The following is a 24,132-nucleotide window of genomic DNA, read 5'->3' on the forward strand; positions in this document are numbered from 1 at the left end:
CCATCTATCCTTTTTCCATCGTACTCAATGTACCAGAATCCTCATCCAGATGCTGTATCTGATATAGATTGAAGTAATTGCCTTGGAGCGCCATCAAGTCGACATGGGATCCTTGCTCGACAATACGGCCATCCTGGACGACGACGATTCGGTCTGCATGCGTGATTGTCGCCAGTCTGTGGGCGACAATGAAGGTCGTCCGATCAGATGCAAGCTTCTCCAGGGCTTCCTGAATCAAATGTTCACTCTCCAAATCAAGCGCCGATGTGGCTTCATCAAGAATAAGGATCGGCGGATTTTTCAGGAATATGCGCGCAATGGCAATCCGCTGCTTCTGCCCTCCGGATAGCTTGACGCCGCGTTCTCCCACAAGGGTATCGTATCCTTGCGGCAGATGCTCGATAAAGTCGTGCGCATTGGCTGCTTTGGCGGCTGCCACTACTTCTTCATGGGTAGCCTCCGGTCTTCCAAGCTTGATGTTCATTTCGACTGATTCACTGAACAGGATATTATCCTGCAGCACCATTCCTATTTTATCCCGCAAGGAACGTGACTGTACATCCCGGATATCGGTGCCGTCAATCGTTATCCTGCCGCCTGTCACATCATAGAACCGAGGGACGAGGCTGACGATCGTCGATTTACCGCCGCCGCTCATCCCGACAAAAGCGATTGTCTCCCCTTGTTTCACATCAAGCGAGATATCCTTGAGCACGAGCTCTTCATCGTCGCCGTAACGGAACGATACATTCTCGAAGGAAACATGGCCATCGACCTTTGTGAGCTTCGCGGCATCGGGTTTATCTTCAATATCATATTTCTCATCGATGAATTCAAATACCCTGTCCATGGAAGCGACCGCCTGTGTCAGTGTCGTGGAAGAGTTCACCAGCCGGCGGAGCGGGCTGTATACGCGATCCATGAATCCGGCGAAAGCAACCATTGTCCCCAATGTAAGATTCCCTTGAATAACCTCATAAGCTGCATATGCAATCACGATCAATGGCGCCAAGTCCGTAATCGTATTCGTTACCGCAAAGGTCTTGGCATTCCAGACTGTATGCTGGATGGCACTCTCGAGGAAGCTGCGGTTTTGTGCATCGAACTGCTTTTGTTCATAGTCCTCCAGCGCAAAACTTCGTGTGACCGGGATACCTTGGACGCGTTCATGCAAGTGACCCTGCACTTCAGCCAAAGCTTGCGAGCGTTTCCTGGTCAAACTGCGGAGACGCTCATAAAAATACTTGATCGCCACACCATATACCGGAAACAGTACGATGGCCACCAGCGTCAGCGATACATCCATCGTAAACATGATACCAACTGCAATAATGATCGTAGCCAAGTCCAGCCATACATTCATCAAGCCAGTCATGATGAAGTTCTTTGTCTGCTCCACGTCATTGATGACACGGGATATGATTTCCCCTGTTTTCGTCTGGGAATAATACCGCAGGCTCAGGCGCTGGATATGATCGAACAACTGATTCCGGATATCATACAGCACCCGGTTCCCCGTCCACTGCGCCAAGTACTGCCGATAATACTCCACTGGCGGCCTCAATATCAGAAAGACGATCAGGGAACCGCCAAGCAGCCAGAATAGGCGCTGCACCTTGTCCCCTGCCGATAAATCAGCATTGACGACATGATCGACTACGTAACCCAGGATCAGCGGAATCAGCAAAGGTATGGCGAATTTTACTATACCGATTATAATCGTAAAAATAATTTTCCATTTATACGGTTTTACAAAACGTAAATACCGTCTCGTACTGCTCAACACAATCACCTCTCTGTTGTGCACAACGATAAATCCCTGCCAAGGTAGGCAAGGATTCATAGCTTATGTTATTTATCTGTAGGTCAGGAAAAGCTCATACCATGTATCGATGAAATCCGGTGAAAATGGCCCTTTTCCTTGTCTGATCCAGCTGATCAGGATATCGACCTGATTCCATAGGATTTTCTCTATTTCCGGAGGATAATTCATCTGCCGCTTGTGTACATCGAATTCATCTTCATCCAGCAGTGTAAACGTCATATCGGGATATATCTTGATATCCAGATCATAATCGATATACTTCAGCGCCTCTCCATCATATACATACGGAGAACTGATATTGCAATAATAATAAATCCCATCCGTACGCAGCATACCGATTATATTGAACCAGTGCTTCGCATGGAAATAAACAATGGCAGGTTCGCGTGTGATCCACGTCCGTCCGTCGCTTTCCGTGACCATCGTCCGGTCATTGGCACCAATCAGGATTTCTGCCGTACTCTTCAATACCGTGCTGCTTTCCCATACCCGATGGAGCTGGCCGTTATGCTTATAGCTGTGTATCTGAATTTTCGTTCCTGCCTCTGGGCCAGCCATGCGAATCTTCCTTCCTTTGTATTGTCCTATATGTAAGATCGTTTCTTTATATTATAAAGATATTTCAGACACAATGGAAATGAAAAACGCTGATTGCTGCCCAAGCATCGGCAAAAGAGCCCCTCAGCGTGCGCTGAAGGGCTCCGTTCATACGAAAGTAACAATTCAGACGATGTCCGTCTTACTTGCGGGACTGTTTGTTTTGCTTTTGAACTTGCTGTACATCCGTCTCGGAAGCAAATTCAGTTCCGAACTGGCTGGAACCGCCTTTTGCTTTCTGTCGAGACTGCTGGTTCTGCTGTTGAACCTGCTGTACGTCAGTTTCAGAAGCAAATTCAGTTCCGAATTGGCCGGAACCACCTTGACGAGACTGCTGGTTTTGTTGTTTAACGTGCTTCGCATCAGTACCAGATTGTGTCTTTTTGTTCACTGTTATCACCTCCGCCACATTACTTTCTCCTGAATGCGGCGCTGTTATCCAAAAAAGTTCAAAAAGCTTCTGGTTTATTCTGGTATATGAAACTGGTGCAGGATTTTCTGATGCGGAACTGGAAATGGATATTCATCTATATCCGAAAGGGCAACGAATTTTCCTTGCTCCGGTATCGCGTCTGTTGTTTTTGCGCGCAGGACGATGATTTCCCATATGATATGGGAAAAAACATGACGGACAGGCTGCAGCGTTTCAACGAGCTCGATTTCAATGCCATACTCCAGCTTGAACCAATACGCGAGCTGTTCGACCGAAACCTCTGCAGCATCCGCCATTGGAAATTGCCATAGGTTCGCAAGCAGCCCTTCTTGGGGTCTTTTCTCGATAAGGACTTCTCCTTGCGGGTTCTCCACGACGACAGAAAGATATGGCATCGTCTTTTGCTTCTTCCCTTTGGATTTGATGGGCAGCTCTTCCTGAAGCCCTTGCCGGAATGCGGCGCAGTGCTCCTGTACCGGACATAACATACAAGCGGGCTTTTTCGGAGTACAAATCAGCGCTCCAAGCTCCATCAGCCCTTGATTGTAGGAGGACGGGTCCTCCTTCGAAATCATTTCTTCGACTGCTGCTTCAAAGATTTTCCTTGCTTTTGGCTTCGCGATATCTTCCGTGATCAAAAGGATCCGGGACAAGACCCTCATGACGTTCCCATCGACTGCCGGCTGCGGAATTCCGTAAGCGATGCTGAGGATGGCACCCTTTGTATATGGTCCGACACCTTTGAGCTTCCCTAACTCATCCACATCATCCGGTACCTTGCCGCCGTATGTCCGGGCCACCTCACGCACGGCTGTTTGAAGATTGCGGGCCCGGGAATAGTAACCTAAGCCTTCCCATGCTTTCAGGACGTCCTGCTCATCCGCTTCGGCCAATGCCTGGATTGTCGGAAAGCGTTCCATGAAACGATTAAAATAAGGAATCACAGTATCCACCTTCGTCTGCTGGAGCATGATCTCCGATACCCAAATCCGATACGGATCCCGCGTTTCACGCCAAGGCAGTGAGCGTTTTTCCTGCTGGAACCAATTAATTAAATCATCTTGAAATAAATCTATGGAAAAATGCTGAAACTTAACATGTAGATCGTCTAAATGCAAAATCATTCACACTCCGTGTTACAATAATAAATGTATTAGGTGGTTTGGTTTCATCAGAAGGAGGACACATCAATGGACACTGGTACCCATATTGTCATGGGGATAGCCCTTGGGGGCTTGGCCACACTTGATCCTGCTGTTCACCAAGACCCTGTATTGTTCAATGCAGTACTTGCAGGCACGATCCTTGGTTCACAGGCACCCGACTTTGATACAGTACTGAAATTACGGAACAATGCTTCTTATTTACGAAACCACCGGGGAATCACGCATTCGATCCCCGCTGTCATATTGTGGGGATTGGCGATTTCCCTGCTTCTGTACGTGTTAGTGCCAGAGATCGACTTTCTGCATCTATGGCTATGGACTTTCGGTGCCGTTGTGCTGCACGTATTTGTCGATGTATTCAATGCTTACGGCACACAGGCTTACCGGCCATTCACCAGACGCTGGGTCGCTTACGGCTTCATCAATACGTTCGATCCTTTCATCTTTACGATGCATGTGATCGGTATCGGCCTCTGGCTGATCGGTTTTGAACCTGGTCCGACCTTTGCAGTCATTTACGCGATCCTTGTCCTCTATTATGTGAAGCGTTACATGGATAAACGAAGGATCATCAAACAAGTGAAGGCACGGATTCCCGATGCCCAGATCATTGCCACTTCCCCGACGATGAAGCAAGCAGTCTGGCGTGTTGCGATCACAGCTCCCGATCATTTTTATGTCGGGAAAGTGGAGGATTGGGAGCTCCGCATCATCGATGAGTTCGAAAGGAAGCCTTTGCCTGACAGCGAGCTGATGGAAGTTGCCAGGGAAGACAAGAATATTGCAGCCTTCCTAAGCTTTTCCCCTGTTTTCACATGGGAAGTGAACTTGTATGATGATTTCACCGAGCTGCGGCTGATCGACCTGCGCTACCATAACAGCGCACAGCATTACCCATTCAAAGCAGTCGTTCAAATTGATGATAATCATCAAATCATAAGCTCCTACACAGGCTGGATCTTTTCCGAACAGAAACTGCAGCGAAAGCTTGTTACAGACGATAATCCATCTGCATTATAAAACCTGGAGATTTGATTCTCCAGGCTTTTATTGTTGTCTGCGTTCCTTGAATAGATAATGGTATTTCGGATTACGTTCCAGGAACTCATCCAGTCTTGGGCCATAATGCTGAATCCATTGGCGGACAATCGCTTCTGTCATGTCCTGCCCTTGATACTTGCGGCCGGCTTTTGCGCGTGTTGCCTCGAAATCTTCCCAAAGGATCTCGACCCATGTCCGGGCCTCATCCATTGTCAGCCGTTCGTTTTGCTGCTGCAACAGCGCAGCAAGCTCACGGAATTTATTTTCCATTCATTCTTCTTCCTTTCCATCATAAACCCAACATAATCTCAAAAACAAATGCACAAGCTAGAATCAATGCGGATCAACCAATCTTGAGGAGGCAGATACATGTCCAAGTTTGACCGTTTTTCCAGAACAGGCACCATCAATTCCGTCATCCAGTCACCCCGCACCACTTCAAAGCATGCGAATAACCAGGTGAATGGGGAAACACAGCAAACACAGACAGATATCATCATCCGTACTCAAGCAGTCAAGAAAAACCGCAGATAAAATTCACCTCGGCTCATCAGCCGAGGCAATTACATAGTCGGCCTGCCGAGCACGCTGATCGGCAAGGCTTCCAGTTCTTGTCCAGTTTCACTGCCATGACGGCGGTAGCCCCAGGCAAACACACCATTGAGATAATCAATCGTGAACACATGCGACCGATCGCCTTTGATTTGATACGTAACACCTGGCTTGAATTCATCCGGATTCATCGTATATGCTTTGGCCATTTGACGCTTGCGCTCCAAAATCTGATATTCGCTGAAATTTCCCATCTGTTCAGCCTTTTGCTGCTGGATTTTCAGCTGTTTCATTTCCTCTTTCAGCTGTTCCACTGTCAAATCACTATAACGCAATTGCATATTTGCACCTGCTTTCCCCTAATAAAGGTCTTTTTCCTTCGCTTCCTCTATATACTTCTGGATCAGCTCCATCGGGAAGCCTTTTCGATAAAGCGCCGTCTTGATCTTTTGAATGAGTTCATAGCCTTCCGCCTTTTGCGCATACCTGCGCCAAAGCTTGTCGCCTTGAAATCTGACAGCCTCCAGCTCCGCATCCGTGTCCTGATCGGTATCTTTCAGCGCCAGTGATACAGCTTCCTTGGCAGCAGCACTCGAGAATCCCTTCGAAAGCAGCTGCTGCTGGGCAAGCTGGATCTTCTCCTGATGGGATTTTTTTGCTTTTGCCTGCAGCTTGCTGCCGGCAAGCTTGACGGCTTTCTCCAGCTCTTTCTCAAAAGTGTAATACGTCATCGCTTGGTCTGCAGCTGCCCCGGCAATCCCTTTTTCCTGTAATTCTTTCCGGATGACAAGCGGACCCTTGCTCGTCGTGTTCACCTTTGTCCGGACAAAAGCGCCGGCAAAGGCCGCATCATCTATATAACCTTGTTCTTCCAGCCTGTTCAAGGCTTCTTCGATATGTGTCGGATCCTGTTCTTTCTTTATCAGATAATTTCTTATTTCTTTTTTTGAACGCATCCGGTAGCTTAAATATTGTAAAGCCAGGGTAAAGCACTTATGGGCCGTATCTTTTTCGATGATGGTCTGCAGCGCTTCGTCCGATAGTTCCTGTCCTTTGGCGATTCCGCTTGAAATCAGGATATCTTCATCGAGACCGAAGCCGAACTTCTCGCCTTTCCCATCGTCGATAAAAATATTATAGCGGCCGATTGTATTTTTCTGGGTCGTGATTTTTGTGATTTTCACCATTTTCGACACCTCTTGTGTCTTTATTCTACCACGAAATGATTGTCCATAAAATCGTAAGCTCAGCATAAAGAAGGAGGAGCAAGATCATGAATATCGTCATCAGCGGCGGAACAGGATTCATTGGAAAACGATTGGCAGAGATCTTGATCGAGAAAGGACATCATGTGTATATCCTCACTCGATCACCCGGGAAAAAGATAGATACGAAACAAGTCACTTATGTCGGCTGGCTGAAAAAAGGGGCCGATCCCCTTTCCCAGCTTCCAGAGGTTGATGCTGTCATCAATTTAGCCGGAACCAGCCTTTTCGGCAAGTGGACAAAGGAAAAGAAAGAGCAAATACGGAGCAGTCGATTGGAGGCTACTGAAACTTTGGTGGATATGATGGAGAAAATGCCGAAGAAGCCAAAAGTCTTTATCAGCGGGTCGGCTGTAGGCTATTACGGGACGAGCGAACAGGATGCTTTCACCGAGGAATCAAATAAACGCGGTCACGATTTTTTGGCGGATGTGACATATGATTGGGAAGAAACAGCAAAACAAGCACAGGGCATCGGTGTCCGTACCATACTGGCACGTTTTGGCATCGTGCTGGGTGACAAAGGCGCATTGTCGCTCATGCAGCTTCCTTTCCGTTACTTCGCCGGGGGAAAGATCGGAAGCGGAGAGCAGTGGCTGTCCTGGATCCATGTCGAGGATGCTGCTGGCATGATGGCGTTTGCGATTGATAATGAGCAGATCAAAGGACCGTTGAATGTCACTGCCCCCTCCCCGCGACGGAACAAAGATTTCAGCAAGGCATTGGCAAAGACGATGCGCCGTCCCTATTGGACGGCAGTACCGGCACCGATCATCGAAAAAGCTTTAGGTGAAATGAGCACTTTGGTTTTGGAAGGACAATGCGTCTATCCGAAGAAAGCAATCGAAAATGGGTACCGATTCCGATTTTCCAGCTTGTCCGAGGCATTGGAACAAGCTTTATGATCATACAGTCTGGACGCCGACATATTCATTGACTTGTGCACAACCGCCCAAGGATTGTGGATGATGTGCATAAGTCGATTTTTCGTCCATTTCATAATTAAAATGCTGTTGATAAAACTGTTGATAAACATTTTGATAAAATCATCATCCTTTCCCCGCTTCCTTGGAGTGCCTGAGTAGATTAATTTCATACATAGGATTAAAATAAACATAATGGTTATTCGCCTTGATATTAGGCTATAATAATAGAACACTAGAATTACGGGAACAGCGTGTCAAAGAGGAGAGGAATGCCATGCCAGACTTGGAGCGTACCAATCAGGGGAAGTTCAGAAAATTCTTCCTGAATAATAAATTTGTCATCGCGATGCTGATTCTTTTCATCATCGGGTTGAATATATTAGTCTACTCGAAAGTATCATTTATTTTCACACCTGTTGTTGTCATAGTGAAAACAGTGATACTGCCCATCATTTTAACTGGTATTGTCTATTACTTGACAGTACCGATCGTCAATTACTTGGAGAAAAAGCGGGTAAAGCGGATATATTCCATCATTGTCCTCTATCTTGTCATCATTGGGCTGCTGACCATCCTTATCAGCTCCGTCATTCCTGTCTTGAAGGAGCAGACATTGAGTCTGATCGACAATAGTACAGTATACTTCGAACAAGGCGTCGATATGGTCCAATCCATAACAGGAAGCAACATCGTCAATCAGATTCAGCAATCAGGGAATATCGATTTCAATCAGATATTGAATGAATTACAGACTCGCGGAACAAGCATGCTGAACAATCTGTTCTCTAATTTGAGCAGCTTCGTCGGTGCGGTCACGGAAGTGATCATCTCGATTGTGACAGTACCTTTCATCCTCTTTTATTTATTGAAGGATGGCAAGAAACTGCCGGTCTACATTTTGAAATTGCTTCCGGTACGTTTCCGCAGCCAAACATATGAAGTGATGTCCGAGATGAATCATCAGATCAGTTCCTACATACGCGGACAGATCATCGTCAGTTTCGTCATTGGTGTATTGCTGTATATTGGTTATTTGATCATCGGTCTCGAATACGCACCAGTACTTGCTGTCATTGCAGCATTCACGAGTGTCGTTCCCTATCTTGGACCTGCCATCGCCATTACGCCCGCAATCATCATTGCGATTGTGACATCACCGTTCATGCTGCTGAAGCTGATCGTTGTCTGGACGGTCGTTCAGCTGGTTGAAGGAAAATTCATCACACCGCAGATCATGGGCCGCAATATTCGCGTTCACCCGATCACCATCATCTTTGTGATCCTCACCGCAGGAAATCTGTTCGGTGTTGTCGGCGTCATCCTGGCTGTACCTGGATATGCAATCCTGAAAGTAATTGTGACCCATACATTCCATTGGTTCAAAAAAAGATCCCATCTTTACGAGGAACCAACCAATACAAACTAAAAAAGGAGCTCCGAGAGCTCCTTTTCTTTATGGCTTCAATAGTACCTTGATGTTATTATCCGCCTTTTCATCAAATATCTTATACGCTTCTTCGGCTTCACTGATTTTCATCGTATGCGTGATGATATCCGTTGGATCGAATACTCCTTCCTCGATCATCCGATATAGCTTCGGCATCAAATGGATGACCGGGGCCTGTCCCATTGTCAGTGTCACATTGCGGGAAAAGAGATCACCAATCGGGAAGCCGTTCGCTTCTGTCCCATATACACCGGTCAGCTGTACCGTACCGAATTTCCGTACAGCTTCACTAGCAGTAATGATCGGCTGGATCGTCCCGAATTGATTGTCATGTTCAGAACCGAATTGAACACCTTCCGGCACTGTTCCATCCATGCCGACACAATCGATGACGACATCGGCTCCCCCATTTGTTTCGCTATGAAGCAGCGAACCGATTTCCGGATTATCGGAAAAGTCATAGGTCTCCACATTGTTCATCCGTTCAGCGTGCTCCAGGCGATGCGGTACATTATCGACTGAAATGACGCGCTCTGCACCTTGCAGCCAAGCAAATTTCTGTGCCATTTGGCCAATCGGTCCTGCTCCAAGGATAATGACAGTATCACCTTTCTTGACACCGCTGTTTTTCACACTCCAATAAGCCGTCGGTATGACATCCGATAGGAAAACGATGCTCTCATCCTTCAGTTCACTTGTTTCCGGTACTTTGAAGGAAGTGAAATCGGCAAATGGCACACGCAAGTATTCTGCTTGTCCGCCGGGATAGTCCCCGAACTGTTCGGAAAACCCGAATAAACCGCCTGCATCTGTATGCGGATTGCCATTTGAGTTATCACATTGGCTTTCCATTTGATGCGTACAGTAGAAGCACTCTCCGCAGCCGATGTTGAATGGAACGACGACACGATCACCTTCTTTCAAATTCTGCACAGCAGAACCTACCTCTTCCACGATTCCCATCGGTTCATGACCGATGATATAGTCTTTTTCCGGTGTGATTCCTCCATGATAGAGATGCAGATCAGAACCGCAGATCCCAGTAGCTGTAATACGTACGATCATATCGGTCGTATTCTCGATCGAAGGGGCCGCCACTGCCTTTACTTCGATGTTCTCTTTGCCTTGGAAGGTGACTGCTTGCATGGTATCAATCTCCCTTAAATGTAGTTGAAAGTCTATACCTGCTGTCCTCAGAACTTAAACTCGGATTTTTTTAAAAAAGTTGAAACCATTCTAGGGTTGCTTGCGTCTATATAGTCGAGAACGAAAAAATGTGTTTTCTAACAACATTACCTCCCACATATTTCGTTCATCTCACCACATTTATTTCTAACAATCAAAACCACCAGTGTGAACTGGTGGTTTGTTCTGCGGCTAAAAGCCTTTGTTACCGGCCTAGGCCTCAAAGGCCCGCTGAATGGGTTCCCTCTTGCACCACATCTACTCACCAATTCTAAAGAATTTCTTTATTTCTTCCGATTTTTTTCTCCTGTAAATGGATCGTACTCTTCGAATAATGTCAATTGATCGCCCATATAGTCCTCTTTTAGCTGATTCCTAATATATTCTTGTATTTGTTTCTTATTTCTCCCGACTGTATCAACATAGAATCCTCGACACCAAAATTTTCGATTTCCATATCTATATTTTAAATTGGCATGACGATCGAATATCATTAAACTACTTTTCCCTTTTAAGTATCCCATAAATTGTGACACACTTAATTTCGGCGGGATACTTATCAACATATGAATGTGATCCGGACAAGCATTTGCTTCATGGATAATCACACCTTTCCGTTCACATAAATCCCTAATAATTTGTCCGATACTCTTTTTGTATTTTCCGTAAATAACCTGCCTTCTGTACTTTGGCGCAAATACTACGTGATACTTACAATTCCATGTTGTATGTGCTAAACTGTTCATGTCCTTCATAGGGCACTCCTCCTTCTATGGCGAGATAAAGTGGTCGGGAAACCAACTTTATCCTACCATGAAGTGAGGTTTTTTTATTACCACGCTTGAAGCTTTCTGGAACCCCCGGCATAGCCAGGGGTTTTCTAATACATATAACAACAGAAAAGCAGGCAGCCCCCGCTGCCTGCTTTTCCCCGTTCAAGACATTCTCGCTTCCTCTCTCTGCTCACTTTCTTTATAATAGATAAGTGAATTATCCTTCATTGGATTCATCGTTGATAAGGACCACTCGAGCTTGCAGTCACCTGTTGGCTCAGTTCTTTCCGACAGTGCCGAAAGATGCTGTTCAGATTCGAAAGGAGAGCAATATGTTCAAAGTCATTGCAGTCGACTCAAACCAAGTGAAGCTGGAATTCGTCGGAAAAGACGGAGAAGTGTTCACTTTTGACACATATGAAGCAGCGGAAGCCTTCATGCAGGAAGTAAAGGCGAAAGACACCCTGCCGGAACGGTACCGGGTTCTTGTAAAAAAAATAGATTGAATCCCCTTCCTTGCATGACAGGGAATTGATCCTCATAATAGAAAAGAGAAAGTATCAAGGAGGCACACCTTATGAAATGGAACCTGACACAGCTCCTGCAGAAACGGCATGCTTACACACCCAAAGCAAAAGCATTGCTGCAGGATAAGGAGAAATCGAAGGAGCTCCTTGCAAATGTATCGACGAAAGCGACAGATAACAAAGGAAAACTTGCAGAAATATGGTCAGACTTGCAATTGATGGTGAATATGCTCCGCGATTGGCGCAAGGGTGCTTACAGCCATCTGCCGAAAAAGTCACTGATTATGATCGCTGCCACCTTCCTCTATTTCCTGAGTCCGGTCGATTTTGTTCCGGATTTCCTTCCAGGCGGACTGCTTGATGATGTTGCACTCATCGCTTTCACGTTCAAGCAGATACAGGAGGATGTAGCAGCATACAAGCAATGGAAACGCGAGCAGCCAATTGAAAGTCAAACAACGATCGTTTCGTAAAAAAAGAGTGCAGACGCACTCTCAGGCTGTCGAGAAAGTCTCGACAGCCTTTTTATTTTGAGTTCACTTCTTTTTCTTACTTTTTTATAATAGAAGAAACGACTAAAAGGCGGTGCCAAGATGTTAAATTCCAGAGAGAATGACCAAACAGCTCTTGAAATCGTAACTATAGAAGAACTTGTCCCTGAAAACCACCTATTGCGTAAGATAGAAACCCACATAGATTTCTCCTTCATCCGTGAAAAAGTTCGTCCTTATTATTCGGCGGACAATGGCCGTCCTTCCCTAGATCCTCTTGTCCTCTTTAAAATGATCTTTATCGGCTACCTTTTCGGTATCCGTTCCGAAAGGCAATTAGAGAAAGAAATCCAGACAAACATTGCTTACCGTTGGTTTTTAGGACTTAAACTCACGGACCCAGTCCCTCACCACTCTACAATAAGCTGGAATCGTTGTAATCGATTCAAGGGCACAGATATCTTCCAACAAATCTTTGATGAAATTGTAGAACAGGCAATGAAGCATCGTATGGTTGGAGGACGCGTCTTATTCACTGATTCCACCCACTTAAAAGCCAATGCGAATAAAAGAAAGTTCATCAAGAAGGAAGTACAGGAAGCTACTCGTTCATATCAGGAAGAATTGGATAAAGCAATCCAAGAAGAACGTACAAAACAAGGAAAAAAGCTTTAAAGTCACGAGAGGAGGTGACAGAAACGAAAGTAGTGAAAGAAAGCACGACTGATCCAGAGAGTGGCTATATGTATCGAGAAGGAAAGCCTGAAGGCTTTTTCTACTTAGATCATAGAACTACGGATATGAAATATAATATTATTACCGATGTCCATGTCACGGCCGGAAATGTGCACGATTCACGGCCTTATTTGGAGCGCCTTGAACGACAGAAGGAACGCTTTAATTTTGATGTGGAAGCTGTCGCTCTGGACTCCGGTTATCTCACTACGCCAATCTGTCACGCCTTGAATGAACAGAATATTTTCGCTGTCATCGGTCACCGACGTTTTCATCCTACTAAAGGATTAATGCCTAAATGGAAGTTCAAGTATGTCCCAGAGAAAGATCATTATGTTTGTCCAAACGGACAAACATTACCTCTGCGAACAACAAATCGAGAAGGGTATAAAGAATACGCATCTGACCCTAAACAATGTACTGCTTGCCCACTGTTGGCCACATGTACGAAATCAAGAAATCATCGAAAAGTTATCACAAGGCATGTTTGGGAAGGTAGTAAAGATTGGGTGCGGGAAAATCGCCTGAGCCACTCAGGAAAGTTATTATATAAATTGCGAAAAGAAACGATAGAGCGAAGCTTTGCGGATGCGAAACAACTCCACGGGCTTCGCTATTGTAGGTTACGAGGAAGAGAAAAAGTGCAGGAACAGGCGCTGATGACAGCGACCTGTCAGAACATAAAAAAGATAGCCAACCACCTAGCAAAGCTAGGATAGGTAGGTGGCTGGCTATCTTTTTTATAAAACAGCCCTTTAAAGAAAGCAGAAGAGTATCGAATAAAAAAAGATTGTAGAGAAACTGGGATTTCTCTACAATCTGAGAGTGCAGACGCACTCTTTTTTTATGGATATTTTTCTCATTTTGCTTTTTCAGGGGAATCTGTTATATTAATAGATTATGAGCCCAAATTTTGTTGCAGGGTTTTGGTTGTTTTTTAGATTGTTAATTTGATAGAATCAATGTCGTTGATTTATTCAGTAGATGCCTGATAAGAAAATGAAGAGGTGAAAGATAATGAAGAAGCTTCTGGCTTCAAGGAAAGGATTTTTTACGCTGGCCGTTATTTTCTTATGGGCCAAGACGTATTTAACCTACCAAAAGGAATTTAATTTAGATATAACAAACGCCATGCAGGAATTCCTGCTCGTAATCAACCCATTCAGTGCGAGCATCGTCTTCCTCGGTCTCGCCTTCTTGGCAAAGGGCAGAAGGATGGGAATCTGGCTGCTGGTCATCGATTTCTTCATGAGCTTCCTGCTTTATGCCAATGTCCTGTACTACCGATTCTTTAATGATTTCATTACGCTGCCTACCTTGAAACAGACGGACAACCTAAGCTCCGGTATGGGCGGCAGCATCTTCGGGCTGATGGAAGGCTTTGATTTCATTTACTTCCTGGACATCATCCTGTTGATTGTATTGTATGTCTACACTAGAAAGAACTGGACTACCGAGCGCCTTGCTTTCCGGAAGACGGCTATGGTCATCGTTTCCGGTATTGCACTATTCGCAATCAACCTGGGATTGGCTGAGGTTGATCGCCCGCAGCTGCTGCAGCGTACATTCGACCGTACGTACTTGGTGAAATACCTTGGACCATATAACTATACGATCTATGATGCAGTACAAAACGCGAAAACTTCCACACAGCGCGTCATGGCTAGTCCGAATGACGTAACGGAAGTAAAGGATTTCGTAGACAAGAATTATGCAGAACCGAATCCAGAATACTTCGGTAAAGCCGAAGGCATGAATGTCATCAAGATTCATTTGGAAAGCTTCCAAAGCTTCCTGATCAATTATAAATTGAATGGTGAAGAAGTGACGCCGTTCCTGAATTCACTGGTGAATGATAAGGAAATCACTTATTTCGACAACTTCTTCCACCAGACAGAACAAGGTAAGACAGCCGATGCGGAGCTATTGATGGATAACTCCCTCTACGGTCTTCCGCAGGGATCTGCCTTTTCTGTAAAAGGTACGAACACATATCAAGCAGCTCCTGCCATCCTGAACCAGGAACAAGGCTATACGAGCGCAGTATTCCACGGTGATGAGAAAACATTCTGGAACCGTGATGAGATTTACAAGCAATTCGGAGTCGATCATTTCTTCGATTCCACGTATTACAACATGGAAAACTCGATCAACTATGGTTTGAAGGACAAGCCTTTCTTCGAGGAATCCATGCCGATGCTAGAGTCGCTGCCACAGCCATTCTATGCCCACTTGATCACGCTGACGAACCACTATCCGTTCACGCTTGATCCGGAGGATGCAACGATCGATAAAGCAACGACAGGCGATACCACTGTCGATAACTACTTCCAGACCGCACGTTATCTGGATGAAGCACTTGAGCAATTCTTCCAAGACTTGAAGGAATCCGGCTTGTATGACAATTCCGTCATTCTGCTTTATGGCGACCATTACGGTATCTCAACGAACCATAATAGAGCAATGGAGCAAATCATCGGTACAGAAATCACCGATTATGAGAATGCACAATTGCAGCGTGTCCCGCTTATGATCAAGGCGCCAGGCCTTGAAGGCGGCGTGAACCATACGTATGGCGGTGAACTTGATGTTCTGCCTACGCTTGAGCATTTGCTTGGCATCGACTCTTCGAAATATATCCAGTTCGGTACCGATTTATTATCAGAAGAGCATAACGGTGTAGTCGGTCTGCGTAATGGCGACTTCATCAGCAAGGATTACACGGTGATCGGTGATGATTATTACGATACCGAAACCGGTGAAGTGATCAAGGATGAAGATGAAATCAAGGAAATCGAGTCCGAAAAAGATGAATTAGCCGAGAAATTAAGTCTCAATGACAAAATCCTATATGGTGACCTGCTCCGCTTCTATGACCCGGAAGGCTGGACACCAGTGAATCCGAGCGATTATGATTATAATAATCGCCAAGAAGAGGAAAAATGATTTGGAACACCTGCCAGTTATGTGGCAGGTGTTTTTTTATACAAGCCCAAATCACTAATTTCTTTAGACAATGCAGAGCAATATCGATACAATTGAGAATGCTGTATATAATAGAAAATAGGGAATACAACAACAGCATGACAGCTGAAAGGAGGTATGGCTTTATCGGAAGCTTCATTTATGCCGTATCCATCATTCTTATCGGTCTCATCATCGGCAGGGCCATCCGGATCATCGCCGAGAAATATCGGCTGCCGGAATGGTTCTCGCTTAATTATTTCATGAACGCATTGATTCGGGTCGTCTTGCTTGTCCTGAATCCCATCATTCTGATCAGCGCCTTTTGGTCTGCTGATCTGACCAATATCAGGCTGATTTACTTGCCCATCTTCGGAATCATAACCATCTTTCTTGGTGCTGGTTTGGCATTTCTCTACTCCAAATGGAGACAGCTTCCGAATGATCAAATCGGTTCCATGTTTGTATCTGGCGCATTTCTGAATCTGGGCAGCTTCGGTGTGCTCTTCTGCGTGCTCTTCATCGGCGAGGAAGCAGTCGCCTATGCAGCCATGTTCCGTTTACTCGAGGAATTCACTTATTATACAATCATTTACCCGATTGCAAAATCATATGGATCAATCGAAGGAAATGCACCTGGATCACGTGTGATGAGAATCATTAAAGATCCCTTCATCATGATCACCTTCTGTTCGATTATCGTCGGTGCTGCACTGAACTTATCTCCAATCGATCGATTCGAATGGCTGGGGGCAAGCAATTCGGCTTTGGTTGCATTGGCTTCCATCCTACTTTTGGTTCCGGTCGGCTTCAGTATGCGCATCGCTTCCGTCAAAAAGTATTGGAAGCTTAGTATCTGGCTGATACCAATCAAGTTTCTTGCTGTTCCGCTTATCATCACAGGCAGTGCCTACTTGATCGGCCTTGGCAGCTTATATGACGGCATCCTGTTACAGGTACTCGTCATCATGTCCGCCATGCCGCCTGCCGTAGCTTCACTTGTGCCGCCGCGGCTGTATGATCTTGATATGGAGCTGGCGAACTCTAACTGGATCGTGACGACATCTTCGTTGATTTTTGTATTGCCGATCTTGTTTATGCTTGTGAATTGGATGAAATGAAAAAGCTGCTGCCTCTTATGAAAGGCAGCAGCTTTTTCAGTCTTCTTTAGCGGAAATATATTCGTTTTCCGCATCGCCTGATCCATTGACGTTGTTCTTGAACTGGCTCAATCGGCCATTGCGCTTTTCGCCATGGTTCTTGTTTTCTTTGAATTGATGATCATTATTGGGCTTTTTCTTCGGCATGACAGAACCCCCTTTTTTGTCTATTATGCGAAAAGAAGGATCCATTTATTCCATCTTACCTGCCAGCAGCTGCTGCTGTGATGCGAACTCACGATACAGGTCGTGCTGCTTGAATAACTCCTCATGGGTTCCAATACCTGTTATGCTTCCTTTTTCAATGAAGACGATTTGATCGGCATCCACAATTGTCGACAGCCGGTGAGCTATCACAAAGGTAGTCCGATCCCGCATCAGATTTTGCAGCGCTTGCTGGACATAGATTTCCGAACTGCTATCCAGACTTGAGGTCGCTTCATCCAGCATCAGGATCTGCGGATCACGCAAGAGCGCCCTGGCGATAGCTATACGCTGGCGCTGCCCGCCAGAGAGCTTGATTCCCCGTTCTCCCACCTTCGTCTCATAACCATCCGGCAGCTCTTCGATGAATTGCTTGGCATAAGCCATCTCCGATACGCGTTCCAATTCTTCATCCGACACCTCTCGCTCCAAGCCATAACAGATGTTCTCACGGATCGTGCCGGATAATAATGCTGTCTCCTGTGCCACATACCCGATTTGACGCCGCCAGTCCTGCAGCTTGTAATCCTGGATAGGCGTATCAGCCAGCCTGATCATGCCGCTTGTCGGTTCGTAATACCGCTCCAGCAAGCCAAAAAGTGTCGATTTCCCCCCGCCGCTTGGTCCGGCAATAGCCGTCACCTTACCGGCAGGAGCGGTAAAACTAAGATCATGCAATACTTGTTCTGAGTGATAAGCAAAGCTCACATGTTCAATATGCAAATCCCCATCCACCTGCTGAATGGATTTACCTCTATCTGCATCCTCTATTTCTTCTCCAAGTACATCATAAATACGCTCCGTCGCCCCCATCGCCTTCTGCAGGTGTGTGAAGAACATCGACAGCTGTGTCATCGGCATGATGATCTGAAACAAATACAGAATGAAGGCAACCATATCTCCTGCTGACAATGCACCCGATGCGACACGTACCCCGCCGTAACCAATGATGGTCACCAGCAGAAGCATCATGATGAACAGCATGAGCGGTGAAAGCAGCGCCTGTATCTTTGCTTCCTTCAAGCCATATGTGAATAATGACCGGATCCCTTTGTTCCCGCGTTCCAATTCGACACGCTCGGCATTGGAAGCTTTGACGAGCTTCATTTCCGGAAGGACTTGATTCAGGACAGCTGTGAATTTAGCCGTCTCTTCCTGCATCGTCTTTGATACCCGATACATCTGACGTCCAAGCACCATGATGATAAGGATGGCTATCGGAACAGCCAGCAGCATGACGATGGTCATCTTCCAATCGAGGATAAGCAAAATGATGATGGAGCCGACAATCGATATGATGCCAGTCACGAAGCTAGTCAGATGATCTGTAATCAGCTCTTTGACAATCGTTGTATCATTCGTCACGCGGCTGAGCGTCTCGCCTGTTTCATTGTTATGGTGAAAACGAATCGGAAGATGCAATAGCTTCTCCCATAAACGCTCCCGCAGTTTCGCTACGACATGATGTCCGACTTTGGCCAGCAAGTAAATGGACAATCCACTGGCCAGCGCCTGCAGCACGAAAGCCATTACCAGTATGGCAATTTGACCGCCAGTGAACGATTGCCCGCTGAAACCGTCCACCAGATTTTTCGTGAACAACGGAACAGTGAATCCGACACCCGTCGTCAATAGACTCATGATCAATGCCGTCATGACAATTCCTCGCGGCGGGTTCGTCCCTTTGACCAATGCCAGGAATAGCCGCCAATCAAATGGTTTCTTTTCTAATCGGTTTTGATCCATCTTGACCCCCTAAGTTCCAATAAATGACTATCCACTTCAAAAAGCATCGCATAACCTTCATGTGCATTCGTTACGAAATACTCCTTTTCTTTCTTTAAAAAAGACAAATCCTCCGGAAGCTCCGGCTGCTGCCAGGCAAAAAGATCATCCGCCGCCCCCAAAATCACCCGCCGTGACTGCTCGCATATATGGTAATGATGATTCGCTGCCGATATATGCGGTTCAAAAAGATTCGCGCATGTACCATTCGCATGAACGACCTCTTTTAAATATGGATCCAGCTCTGTCAACAGCCGGCGGAGCGATTCTGTTTGCCCCATCATCCGCTTAGGCAGTACAGCAAATGTGAATGTGTCGCAGACATCGCATAATCTTTCAACCATTGGCTTATACGTTCCTGCCGCAATATCCGTTTCCATTATTTCAAACATATCATCTCTCCCAGTAAAAATAGGAGTCCTCCCGATGAGAACTCCTTATACCAATGATAGGAACTTTTCCTCTGATATGATTCGCAATGGTCTCCCATTCTCAATCATCCGCTCCGCTTGCACAAGCTTGCTCGTTTTCTTGCCAGCAGCGAACTTCTCATAATCCCTTGCTCCGACAACGAGATACCGTGTAGACGCATCCATCCTGTCTGTATGCACGCCGCCTACATTGACCAGCTTTTGGATCGCATCCTTCCGTTTCAAGCTTTTCATCGTCCCGGTGAACATCACCTGCTTCCGGTAGAACGGATGGGCCGGATCGAATTGATCCGTCTGAGGCTTGATATCCCCATATCGTGACCTGCTGCCAGAGGAGCTTGTATCATGGATGCTTTTTTGCTTCACCTTCAATACTTTGGTCAGCTCCTCGATACTCTGTGCACCTGAATCAGCCATCGCATGAAGGAAGATATTCGCTGCCACTCGTGCATCCTCCATGGCATTATGGTGCGCAAAGCTGATATCCTTGCTGGCAGCCAAGGTATTCAGCCGATGGTTCTCCATATCCGGCCACACCTTCTTGCCGATGATCCGCGTACAAAGATAATCAAAATCCGGCATCTCCAATCCAAAACGTGCCGCAGCCTTGCGAATCACACCCATATCAAAGCTGGCATTATGCGCAATGACGACATTGCCGGCCAGATAGCTGCTCAGCTTGGGCCAGATTTCCTTGAACGTCGGCGCATCCTCCACATCACGCGGAAGAATCCCATGCACCTGGATGTTCTGATCTTCAAAATCCATCAGCGGGTTGATCAGTGTGTACCATTCCTCCATCACACCTGTCTCATCCGCTACAGCAACACCGACCGAACAAGCACTGGACCAATACCGATTCGCCGTCTCGAAATCTATACTCACAAACCGCACTCCATCGTCCTCCAAATCGACATTATATTATTTAGATTATATCATAGCAGCCGATAGAGTCCGACAATCATGCTTGCAAAAAAGATATTGCCAGAAACGCAAAGAAGCGCTATAATACTTTTGTGACGGATCATCAATTACATACGGGGCATTAGCTCAGCTGGGAGAGCGCTTCGCTGGCAGCGAAGAGGTCAGCGGTTCGAGCCCGCTATGCTCCACTAAGATAGCGAAAAAGAGGCATACTGATTTATGCCTCTTTTTCGTTTTTCCCAATGAAATGATCTATCATCCATATATCCGATGCTCCTTGATATACCGATAACAGCTCTCCGGCAGCAAATATCTCGGCTCTCCTCCAACAGCGAGCTCATCGCGGATATAAGTGGAGCTGATTTCCATCGCCAGCCCTTTATCAATCAGATGAAAGGTTTGGCCGTCATCATGGTTGCGCAAAAGCGGTGAACGACTGATGACTTTCAGCATATCAATACCGTTACGGGCCATGACGATGAATCGATTATCACGCACCAGTTCTTCGCTATTTCCCCATTTGCCTGCTCCGATATCCTCAAGCAGATCTGCACCCATGATGAAATATATCTCATCATCTGGATAGACTTCCTTGAAATGCTTCAGTGTCTGCTCGGTATACGCATTCCAGGCTTCTTGCTTCATTTCGTAATCATCGGCAATATAACGGTCATTATCCTGTATAGCCATCTGAACCATTTGCCAACGATGTTCGTCGGTCGTATTGAGTTTTTTATCCTTCCGCTTACTGGAGCAAGGCAGGAAGATCACCTTATCCAGCTTGCAGCGATGGGCTACCGTGCTGGCGGTCCATAAATGGACATTGGTAATCGGATCGAAGGAAGAACCATAAATTCCGATTTTCCCCATATCACTTCTCCTCCAGCTGTGACTTGATGTGTTCAATCAATTGCATCTTATTGTTCCAGCAAGCTGTGCTCAAGTCGACAGGATACGCTTCGGGGTTATGTGTCCGTTTATATTCATCCCATAGATAGGTGAGGCTGTGCTTCACATATTCACGCGTCTCTTTCAGTGATGGCAGCTCATAGACGAGCTCGCCATTCCGGAAAATAGGCTGCTGAAGCTCCTTCGCCTCGAAGTCCGTTACGAACTTACTGATGTACGGATAAGTCGGGTGGAACATCTTAAGCCTCTTTTCATCCTCTGGCTTTTCATCCTTTAGCGCAATATAATCCCCCTCCGATTTCTGATTGACCCGATTTATGATCCGATAGACACGTTTCAAACCAGGGGTGGATACTTTTTCAGGATTGGCGCTGATTTTGATTGTATCGACCATATTGCCATTGTCATCCTCGATGGAGACGATTTTATAAACGGCCCCCAATGCAGGCTGATCATACGCGGTTATGAGCTTGGTGCCGATGCCCCAATTGTCGATCTTTGCGCCCTGTGCCTTCAATGCCCCGATTGTTTCCTCATCCAAATCATTGGAGGCAGTTATTTTCGTTTCCGTGAAACCCGCTTCATCCAGCATCTTGCGCGCTTGCTTTGACAAATAAGCGAGATCTCCGCTATCCAGCCGAATGGCATTGAAATTGATTTTATCTCCCATTTCTTTTGCTACCCTGATGGCATTAGGCACACCCGACTTCAATGTATCATACGTATCTACAAGGAAAGTACAGTCCACATGGCTTTCTGCATACTTGCGAAAGGCCTCATACTCGTCGATATATGCCTGTACAAGTGCGTGGGCATGCGTACCGGCAACCGGGATGCCGAATTTCTTACCCGCTCTCACATTCGACGTAGCATGGAACCCGCCGATGTAGGCAGCCCTGGTCCCCCAAATGGCTGCATCCATCTCTTGGGCACGCCGGGAGCCGAATTCCATTGCAGTATCCCCCTCATCCAAGACCTGCATGATACGGGCTGCTTTCGTGGCAATCAGCGTTTGATAGTTCACGATATTCAGCAAAGCCGTTTCGATGAGCTGGGCCTGGGCCAGCGGCGCTTCCACCCGGATGATCGGTTCGGTACCGAAAACCAGCTCCCCCTCCTGCATGCTGTACAAATCGCCAGTAAAACGCAGCTCGCGCAAGTAGGCGATGAATGCTCCATCATATCCAAGCTCCTGCTCCAGATAGTCCAAATCGGAGTTCGAGAAGCGGAAATCCTTCAGGTAATCGATGACACGCTCCAAGCCGGCAAAGACGGCAAAGCCATTGCCAAATGGCTGCTTACGGAAAAACAGTTCGAATACGGCTTTGCGATTATGTTTTCCATCCTTCCAATATGTCTGGGCCATATTGATTTGATAAAGGTCGGTATGCAATGCAGTGCTATCGTCCTGATAATATGTCATTTTTCCTTTCCTCCTTCGACAACTTCAGCACCTAATACGTTTTTAAAATGATGCAGCGCATAGGAATGCCCTTCCTGATGGAAGCTCGCCACCGCATCGGCATGGACGATGATTTTGAAGCCATAGTTATAAGCATCGACAAGCGTGTGAAAAACACAAATATCCGTGGCCACGCCAATCACATGGATTTCCTCAATCCCTCGTTCCTTGAGCCGCTGCAGCAGGTCGGTACCAGCAAATGCACTGTACCTTGTCTTATCCATAAAGTACACATTCGCTTTCTGTTTTGCCGTTTCATATACCTCGGCAAGTCTTCCGTACAAATCCCTCCCCTGTGTCCCTTCGATATTGTGGGGCGGATACAGCTTTGTTTCCGGATGGAATGCATCCCCTTCCTCATGCTTATCGATGGCAAAAACAACATAGTCCCCACTCTCGATGAATCCGGAGGTGATCGCTGTCAGCCGCTCCTCGATCTCACGTCCAGGCTCCCCGCAAGTGAGCGCTCCGTTTTCTGCCACAAAATCATTGGTATAATCGATATTGATCAATGCCTTCATCCTAAATCCTCCTCTTGATTAATGACGGGCTGTATAAATCGATTGCTTTATTTCTGCATCCACGAAACGATAAAGCTGTGTCGGAAGCTTGGAGGTACGCTGTGTCTTTTGGCCTTCGACTGCTTCAATGAAAGGCAGTGACTTGATTTTACGTGCAAACGCCTGTTCATTCCGGATTGCCTTGTCATCGGTGACGGTAAGCAGGACAGCCTGCAGCTCCGAGTAGGTGAATGCCTCCGGCAGGAATTGCTTTGCAACTGTAGTTTGCAATAAATCCCGCGAGATATGAGCGACGGCATCACGAATGATGGCTGAATGATCGAATGCCAACAGATCCCACTCGAGTTCCTCTAATGAAAACAATTCCACATCGGCAGCATCATCACTCGCTCTTCTGTCACATAATGCATGCTCCGGCACAATGGCATAATGTGCATTCGAAATGATCCATCCGCGCGGATCCCGTCCGGGCTGATCATAAACACCGAAATGCGCCAGATGAATGTGCTCTATACCCGTCTCTTCTTTCAATTCACGGCTGGCTGCCTCAAGGGCAGTTTCTTCCGGTGCCACGAATCCTCCTGGCAATGCCCATTTACCTGCTTCGATATTGGGATCCCCCTCCGTATCAAGCTCCGCTCGCTTAATGAGCATCAGCTTTAGCTCCATCTTGGGCGGGGCATATGCTTTCGTTTTTTCCGATGTAATCGTAAATACGGCTATGTCCGAGGTATAACCATCAGGTGTGCGATAGCGGCTGACATCATAGTGTTTCACTTCTTTATTCGACTTCAATCATATAATCTCCT

The 24,132-nt window shown here is 46.3% G+C and carries 26 protein-coding genes and 1 tRNA gene; 10 read left to right on the forward strand and 17 right to left on the reverse strand.

The window, feature by feature from the left end:
* Positions 1–4: 4 nt before the first annotated feature.
* From MHI54_RS03990 to mutY, 4 genes are all read right to left on the reverse strand, one after another.
* The gene (locus tag MHI54_RS03990; protein ID WP_340082338.1) at positions 5–1,783 is read right to left on the reverse strand and encodes an ABC transporter ATP-binding protein; all 1,779 of its coding nucleotides are present in this window, start codon (positions 1,781–1,783) and stop codon (positions 5–7) included.
* Positions 1,784–1,855: 72 nt separating this feature from the next.
* Complete coding sequence (locus MHI54_RS03995; RefSeq protein ID WP_095214874.1) at positions 1,856–2,383, reverse strand: DUF402 domain-containing protein; 528 nt, start codon at positions 2,381–2,383, stop codon at positions 1,856–1,858.
* 181 nt (positions 2,384–2,564) lie between these two features.
* A complete protein-coding gene (locus MHI54_RS04000; RefSeq protein ID WP_340082339.1) occupies positions 2,565–2,813 on the reverse strand; it encodes a gamma-type small acid-soluble spore protein in 249 nt (82 codons plus the stop codon).
* Positions 2,814–2,887: 74 nt separating this feature from the next.
* Positions 2,888–3,973: an A/G-specific adenine glycosylase gene (gene mutY / locus MHI54_RS04005; protein ID WP_233134829.1), complete on the reverse strand. Its 1,086-nt coding sequence runs from the start codon at positions 3,971–3,973 to the stop codon at positions 2,888–2,890.
* 72 nt (positions 3,974–4,045) lie between these two features.
* Here mutY and MHI54_RS04010 point away from each other — a divergent pair, with 72 nt between their 5' ends.
* Positions 4,046–5,041 carry a metal-dependent hydrolase gene (locus MHI54_RS04010; RefSeq protein WP_095214876.1) on the forward strand — a complete coding sequence of 332 codons (996 nt, stop codon included), beginning with the start codon at positions 4,046–4,048 and terminating at the stop codon, positions 5,039–5,041.
* A gap of 27 nt (positions 5,042–5,068) precedes the next feature.
* Here the strand turns inward: MHI54_RS04010 and MHI54_RS04015 are convergent, their stop codons facing one another.
* Positions 5,069–5,332 carry a YfhJ family protein gene (locus tag MHI54_RS04015; protein WP_095214877.1) on the reverse strand — a complete coding sequence of 88 codons (264 nt, stop codon included), beginning with the start codon at positions 5,330–5,332 and terminating at the stop codon, positions 5,069–5,071.
* A 99-nt stretch (positions 5,333–5,431) separates the two neighbouring features.
* Between MHI54_RS04015 and MHI54_RS04020 the strand changes: the two genes are divergently transcribed.
* The gene (locus tag MHI54_RS04020) at positions 5,432–5,596 is read left to right on the forward strand and encodes a YpzG family protein (RefSeq protein WP_095214878.1); all 165 of its coding nucleotides are present in this window, start codon (positions 5,432–5,434) and stop codon (positions 5,594–5,596) included.
* 29 nt (positions 5,597–5,625) lie between these two features.
* Here MHI54_RS04020 and MHI54_RS04025 read toward each other — a convergent pair whose 3' ends face one another.
* Together MHI54_RS04025 and recX are read right to left on the reverse strand one after the other, a co-directional pair.
* A complete protein-coding gene (locus MHI54_RS04025; protein ID WP_095214879.1) occupies positions 5,626–5,955 on the reverse strand; it encodes a YfhH family protein in 330 nt (109 codons plus the stop codon).
* A gap of 18 nt (positions 5,956–5,973) precedes the next feature.
* Complete coding sequence (gene recX / locus MHI54_RS04030) at positions 5,974–6,801, reverse strand: recombination regulator RecX (protein WP_095214880.1); 828 nt, start codon at positions 6,799–6,801, stop codon at positions 5,974–5,976.
* 86 nt (positions 6,802–6,887) lie between these two features.
* Between recX and MHI54_RS04035 the strand changes: the two genes are divergently transcribed.
* Together MHI54_RS04035 and MHI54_RS04040 are read left to right on the forward strand one after the other, a co-directional pair.
* Positions 6,888–7,784: a TIGR01777 family oxidoreductase gene (locus tag MHI54_RS04035; protein ID WP_095214881.1), complete on the forward strand. Its 897-nt coding sequence runs from the start codon at positions 6,888–6,890 to the stop codon at positions 7,782–7,784.
* A gap of 295 nt (positions 7,785–8,079) precedes the next feature.
* Positions 8,080–9,231, forward strand: a complete 1,152-nt coding sequence (locus tag MHI54_RS04040; protein ID WP_095214882.1) for an AI-2E family transporter — start codon at positions 8,080–8,082, stop codon at positions 9,229–9,231.
* 27 nt (positions 9,232–9,258) lie between these two features.
* Here the strand turns inward: MHI54_RS04040 and MHI54_RS04045 are convergent, their stop codons facing one another.
* Entirely contained in the window at positions 9,259–10,398 is a 1,140-nt protein-coding gene (locus tag MHI54_RS04045; protein WP_095214883.1) for an alcohol dehydrogenase catalytic domain-containing protein, read from the reverse strand.
* 323 nt (positions 10,399–10,721) lie between these two features.
* Positions 10,722–11,192 (reverse strand): IS200/IS605 family transposase, encoded by a 471-nt coding sequence (tnpA, locus tag MHI54_RS04050; protein WP_093727170.1) that lies wholly within the window; start codon positions 11,190–11,192, stop codon positions 10,722–10,724.
* Positions 11,193–11,542: 350 nt separating this feature from the next.
* Between tnpA and MHI54_RS04055 the strand changes: the two genes are divergently transcribed.
* The 5 genes from MHI54_RS04055 (at position 11,543) to MHI54_RS04075 (ending at position 17,048) form a co-directional block, all read left to right on the forward strand.
* Positions 11,543–11,716, forward strand: coding sequence for a hypothetical protein (locus tag MHI54_RS04055; RefSeq protein ID WP_340082340.1), 174 nt, complete (start codon positions 11,543–11,545; stop codon positions 11,714–11,716).
* Positions 11,717–11,787: 71 nt separating this feature from the next.
* Positions 11,788–12,210, forward strand: coding sequence for a YkvA family protein (locus MHI54_RS04060; RefSeq protein WP_095214884.1), 423 nt, complete (start codon positions 11,788–11,790; stop codon positions 12,208–12,210).
* Between the two features lie 120 nt (positions 12,211–12,330).
* Positions 12,331–13,682, forward strand: a protein-coding gene (locus tag MHI54_RS04065) for an IS1182 family transposase (protein WP_340081544.1) whose coding sequence is annotated in 2 segments (ribosomal slippage) — positions 12,331–12,898 and positions 12,898–13,682 — 1,353 coding nt in all. Because the reading frame shifts where the segments join, the coding sequence is not laid out codon by codon here.
* A 298-nt stretch (positions 13,683–13,980) separates the two neighbouring features.
* Positions 13,981–15,909: an LTA synthase family protein gene (locus MHI54_RS04070; RefSeq protein WP_095214885.1), complete on the forward strand. Its 1,929-nt coding sequence runs from the start codon at positions 13,981–13,983 to the stop codon at positions 15,907–15,909.
* A gap of 137 nt (positions 15,910–16,046) precedes the next feature.
* Positions 16,047–17,048, forward strand: a complete 1,002-nt coding sequence (locus MHI54_RS04075) for a hypothetical protein (protein ID WP_095214886.1) — start codon at positions 16,047–16,049, stop codon at positions 17,046–17,048.
* A gap of 36 nt (positions 17,049–17,084) precedes the next feature.
* On the opposite strand, the gene MHI54_RS04080 is transcribed toward MHI54_RS04075, so the two are convergent.
* From MHI54_RS04080 to MHI54_RS04095, 4 genes are read right to left on the reverse strand one after another with little or no spacing between them, the layout of a single operon-like run.
* Complete coding sequence (locus MHI54_RS04080) at positions 17,085–17,234, reverse strand: hypothetical protein (protein WP_198946020.1); 150 nt, start codon at positions 17,232–17,234, stop codon at positions 17,085–17,087.
* A gap of 45 nt (positions 17,235–17,279) precedes the next feature.
* A complete protein-coding gene (locus tag MHI54_RS04085; RefSeq protein ID WP_095214887.1) occupies positions 17,280–19,037 on the reverse strand; it encodes an ABC transporter ATP-binding protein in 1,758 nt (585 codons plus the stop codon).
* Positions 19,019–19,468 carry a hypothetical protein gene (locus MHI54_RS04090; RefSeq protein ID WP_095214888.1) on the reverse strand — a complete coding sequence of 150 codons (450 nt, stop codon included), beginning with the start codon at positions 19,466–19,468 and terminating at the stop codon, positions 19,019–19,021. Before MHI54_RS04090 ends, MHI54_RS04085 begins: the two co-directional genes overlap by 19 nt.
* Before the next feature lie 45 nt (positions 19,469–19,513).
* Positions 19,514–20,392: an exonuclease domain-containing protein gene (locus tag MHI54_RS04095; RefSeq protein WP_233134832.1), complete on the reverse strand. Its 879-nt coding sequence runs from the start codon at positions 20,390–20,392 to the stop codon at positions 19,514–19,516.
* Positions 20,393–20,546: 154 nt separating this feature from the next.
* On the opposite strand from MHI54_RS04095, the gene MHI54_RS04100 reads away from it, so the two are divergent.
* A tRNA-Ala gene (locus tag MHI54_RS04100) sits at positions 20,547–20,619 on the forward strand.
* Positions 20,620–20,686: 67 nt separating this feature from the next.
* Here the strand turns inward: MHI54_RS04100 and nadD are convergent.
* The 4 genes from nadD to MHI54_RS04120 are packed head-to-tail and all read right to left on the reverse strand — an operon-like array spanning position 20,687 to position 24,118.
* Positions 20,687–21,301 carry a nicotinate (nicotinamide) nucleotide adenylyltransferase gene (nadD, locus tag MHI54_RS04105; protein WP_095214890.1) on the reverse strand — a complete coding sequence of 205 codons (615 nt, stop codon included), beginning with the start codon at positions 21,299–21,301 and terminating at the stop codon, positions 20,687–20,689.
* A 1-nt stretch (position 21,302) separates the two neighbouring features.
* Positions 21,303–22,763, reverse strand: coding sequence for a nicotinate phosphoribosyltransferase (locus tag MHI54_RS04110; RefSeq protein WP_095214891.1), 1,461 nt, complete (start codon positions 22,761–22,763; stop codon positions 21,303–21,305).
* A complete protein-coding gene (locus tag MHI54_RS04115; RefSeq protein WP_095214892.1) occupies positions 22,760–23,323 on the reverse strand; it encodes an isochorismatase family cysteine hydrolase in 564 nt (187 codons plus the stop codon). The genes MHI54_RS04110 and MHI54_RS04115 overlap by 4 nt, the downstream gene beginning before the upstream one ends.
* 18 nt (positions 23,324–23,341) lie before the next feature.
* Positions 23,342–24,118 (reverse strand): NUDIX hydrolase, encoded by a 777-nt coding sequence (locus MHI54_RS04120; protein ID WP_340082341.1) that lies wholly within the window; start codon positions 24,116–24,118, stop codon positions 23,342–23,344.
* Positions 24,119–24,132: the final 14 nt, after the last annotated feature.

Source organism: Terribacillus sp. FSL K6-0262, assembly GCF_037977385.1.
In the GTDB taxonomy this organism is placed as follows: Bacteria; Bacillota; Bacilli; order Bacillales; family Amphibacillaceae; genus Terribacillus.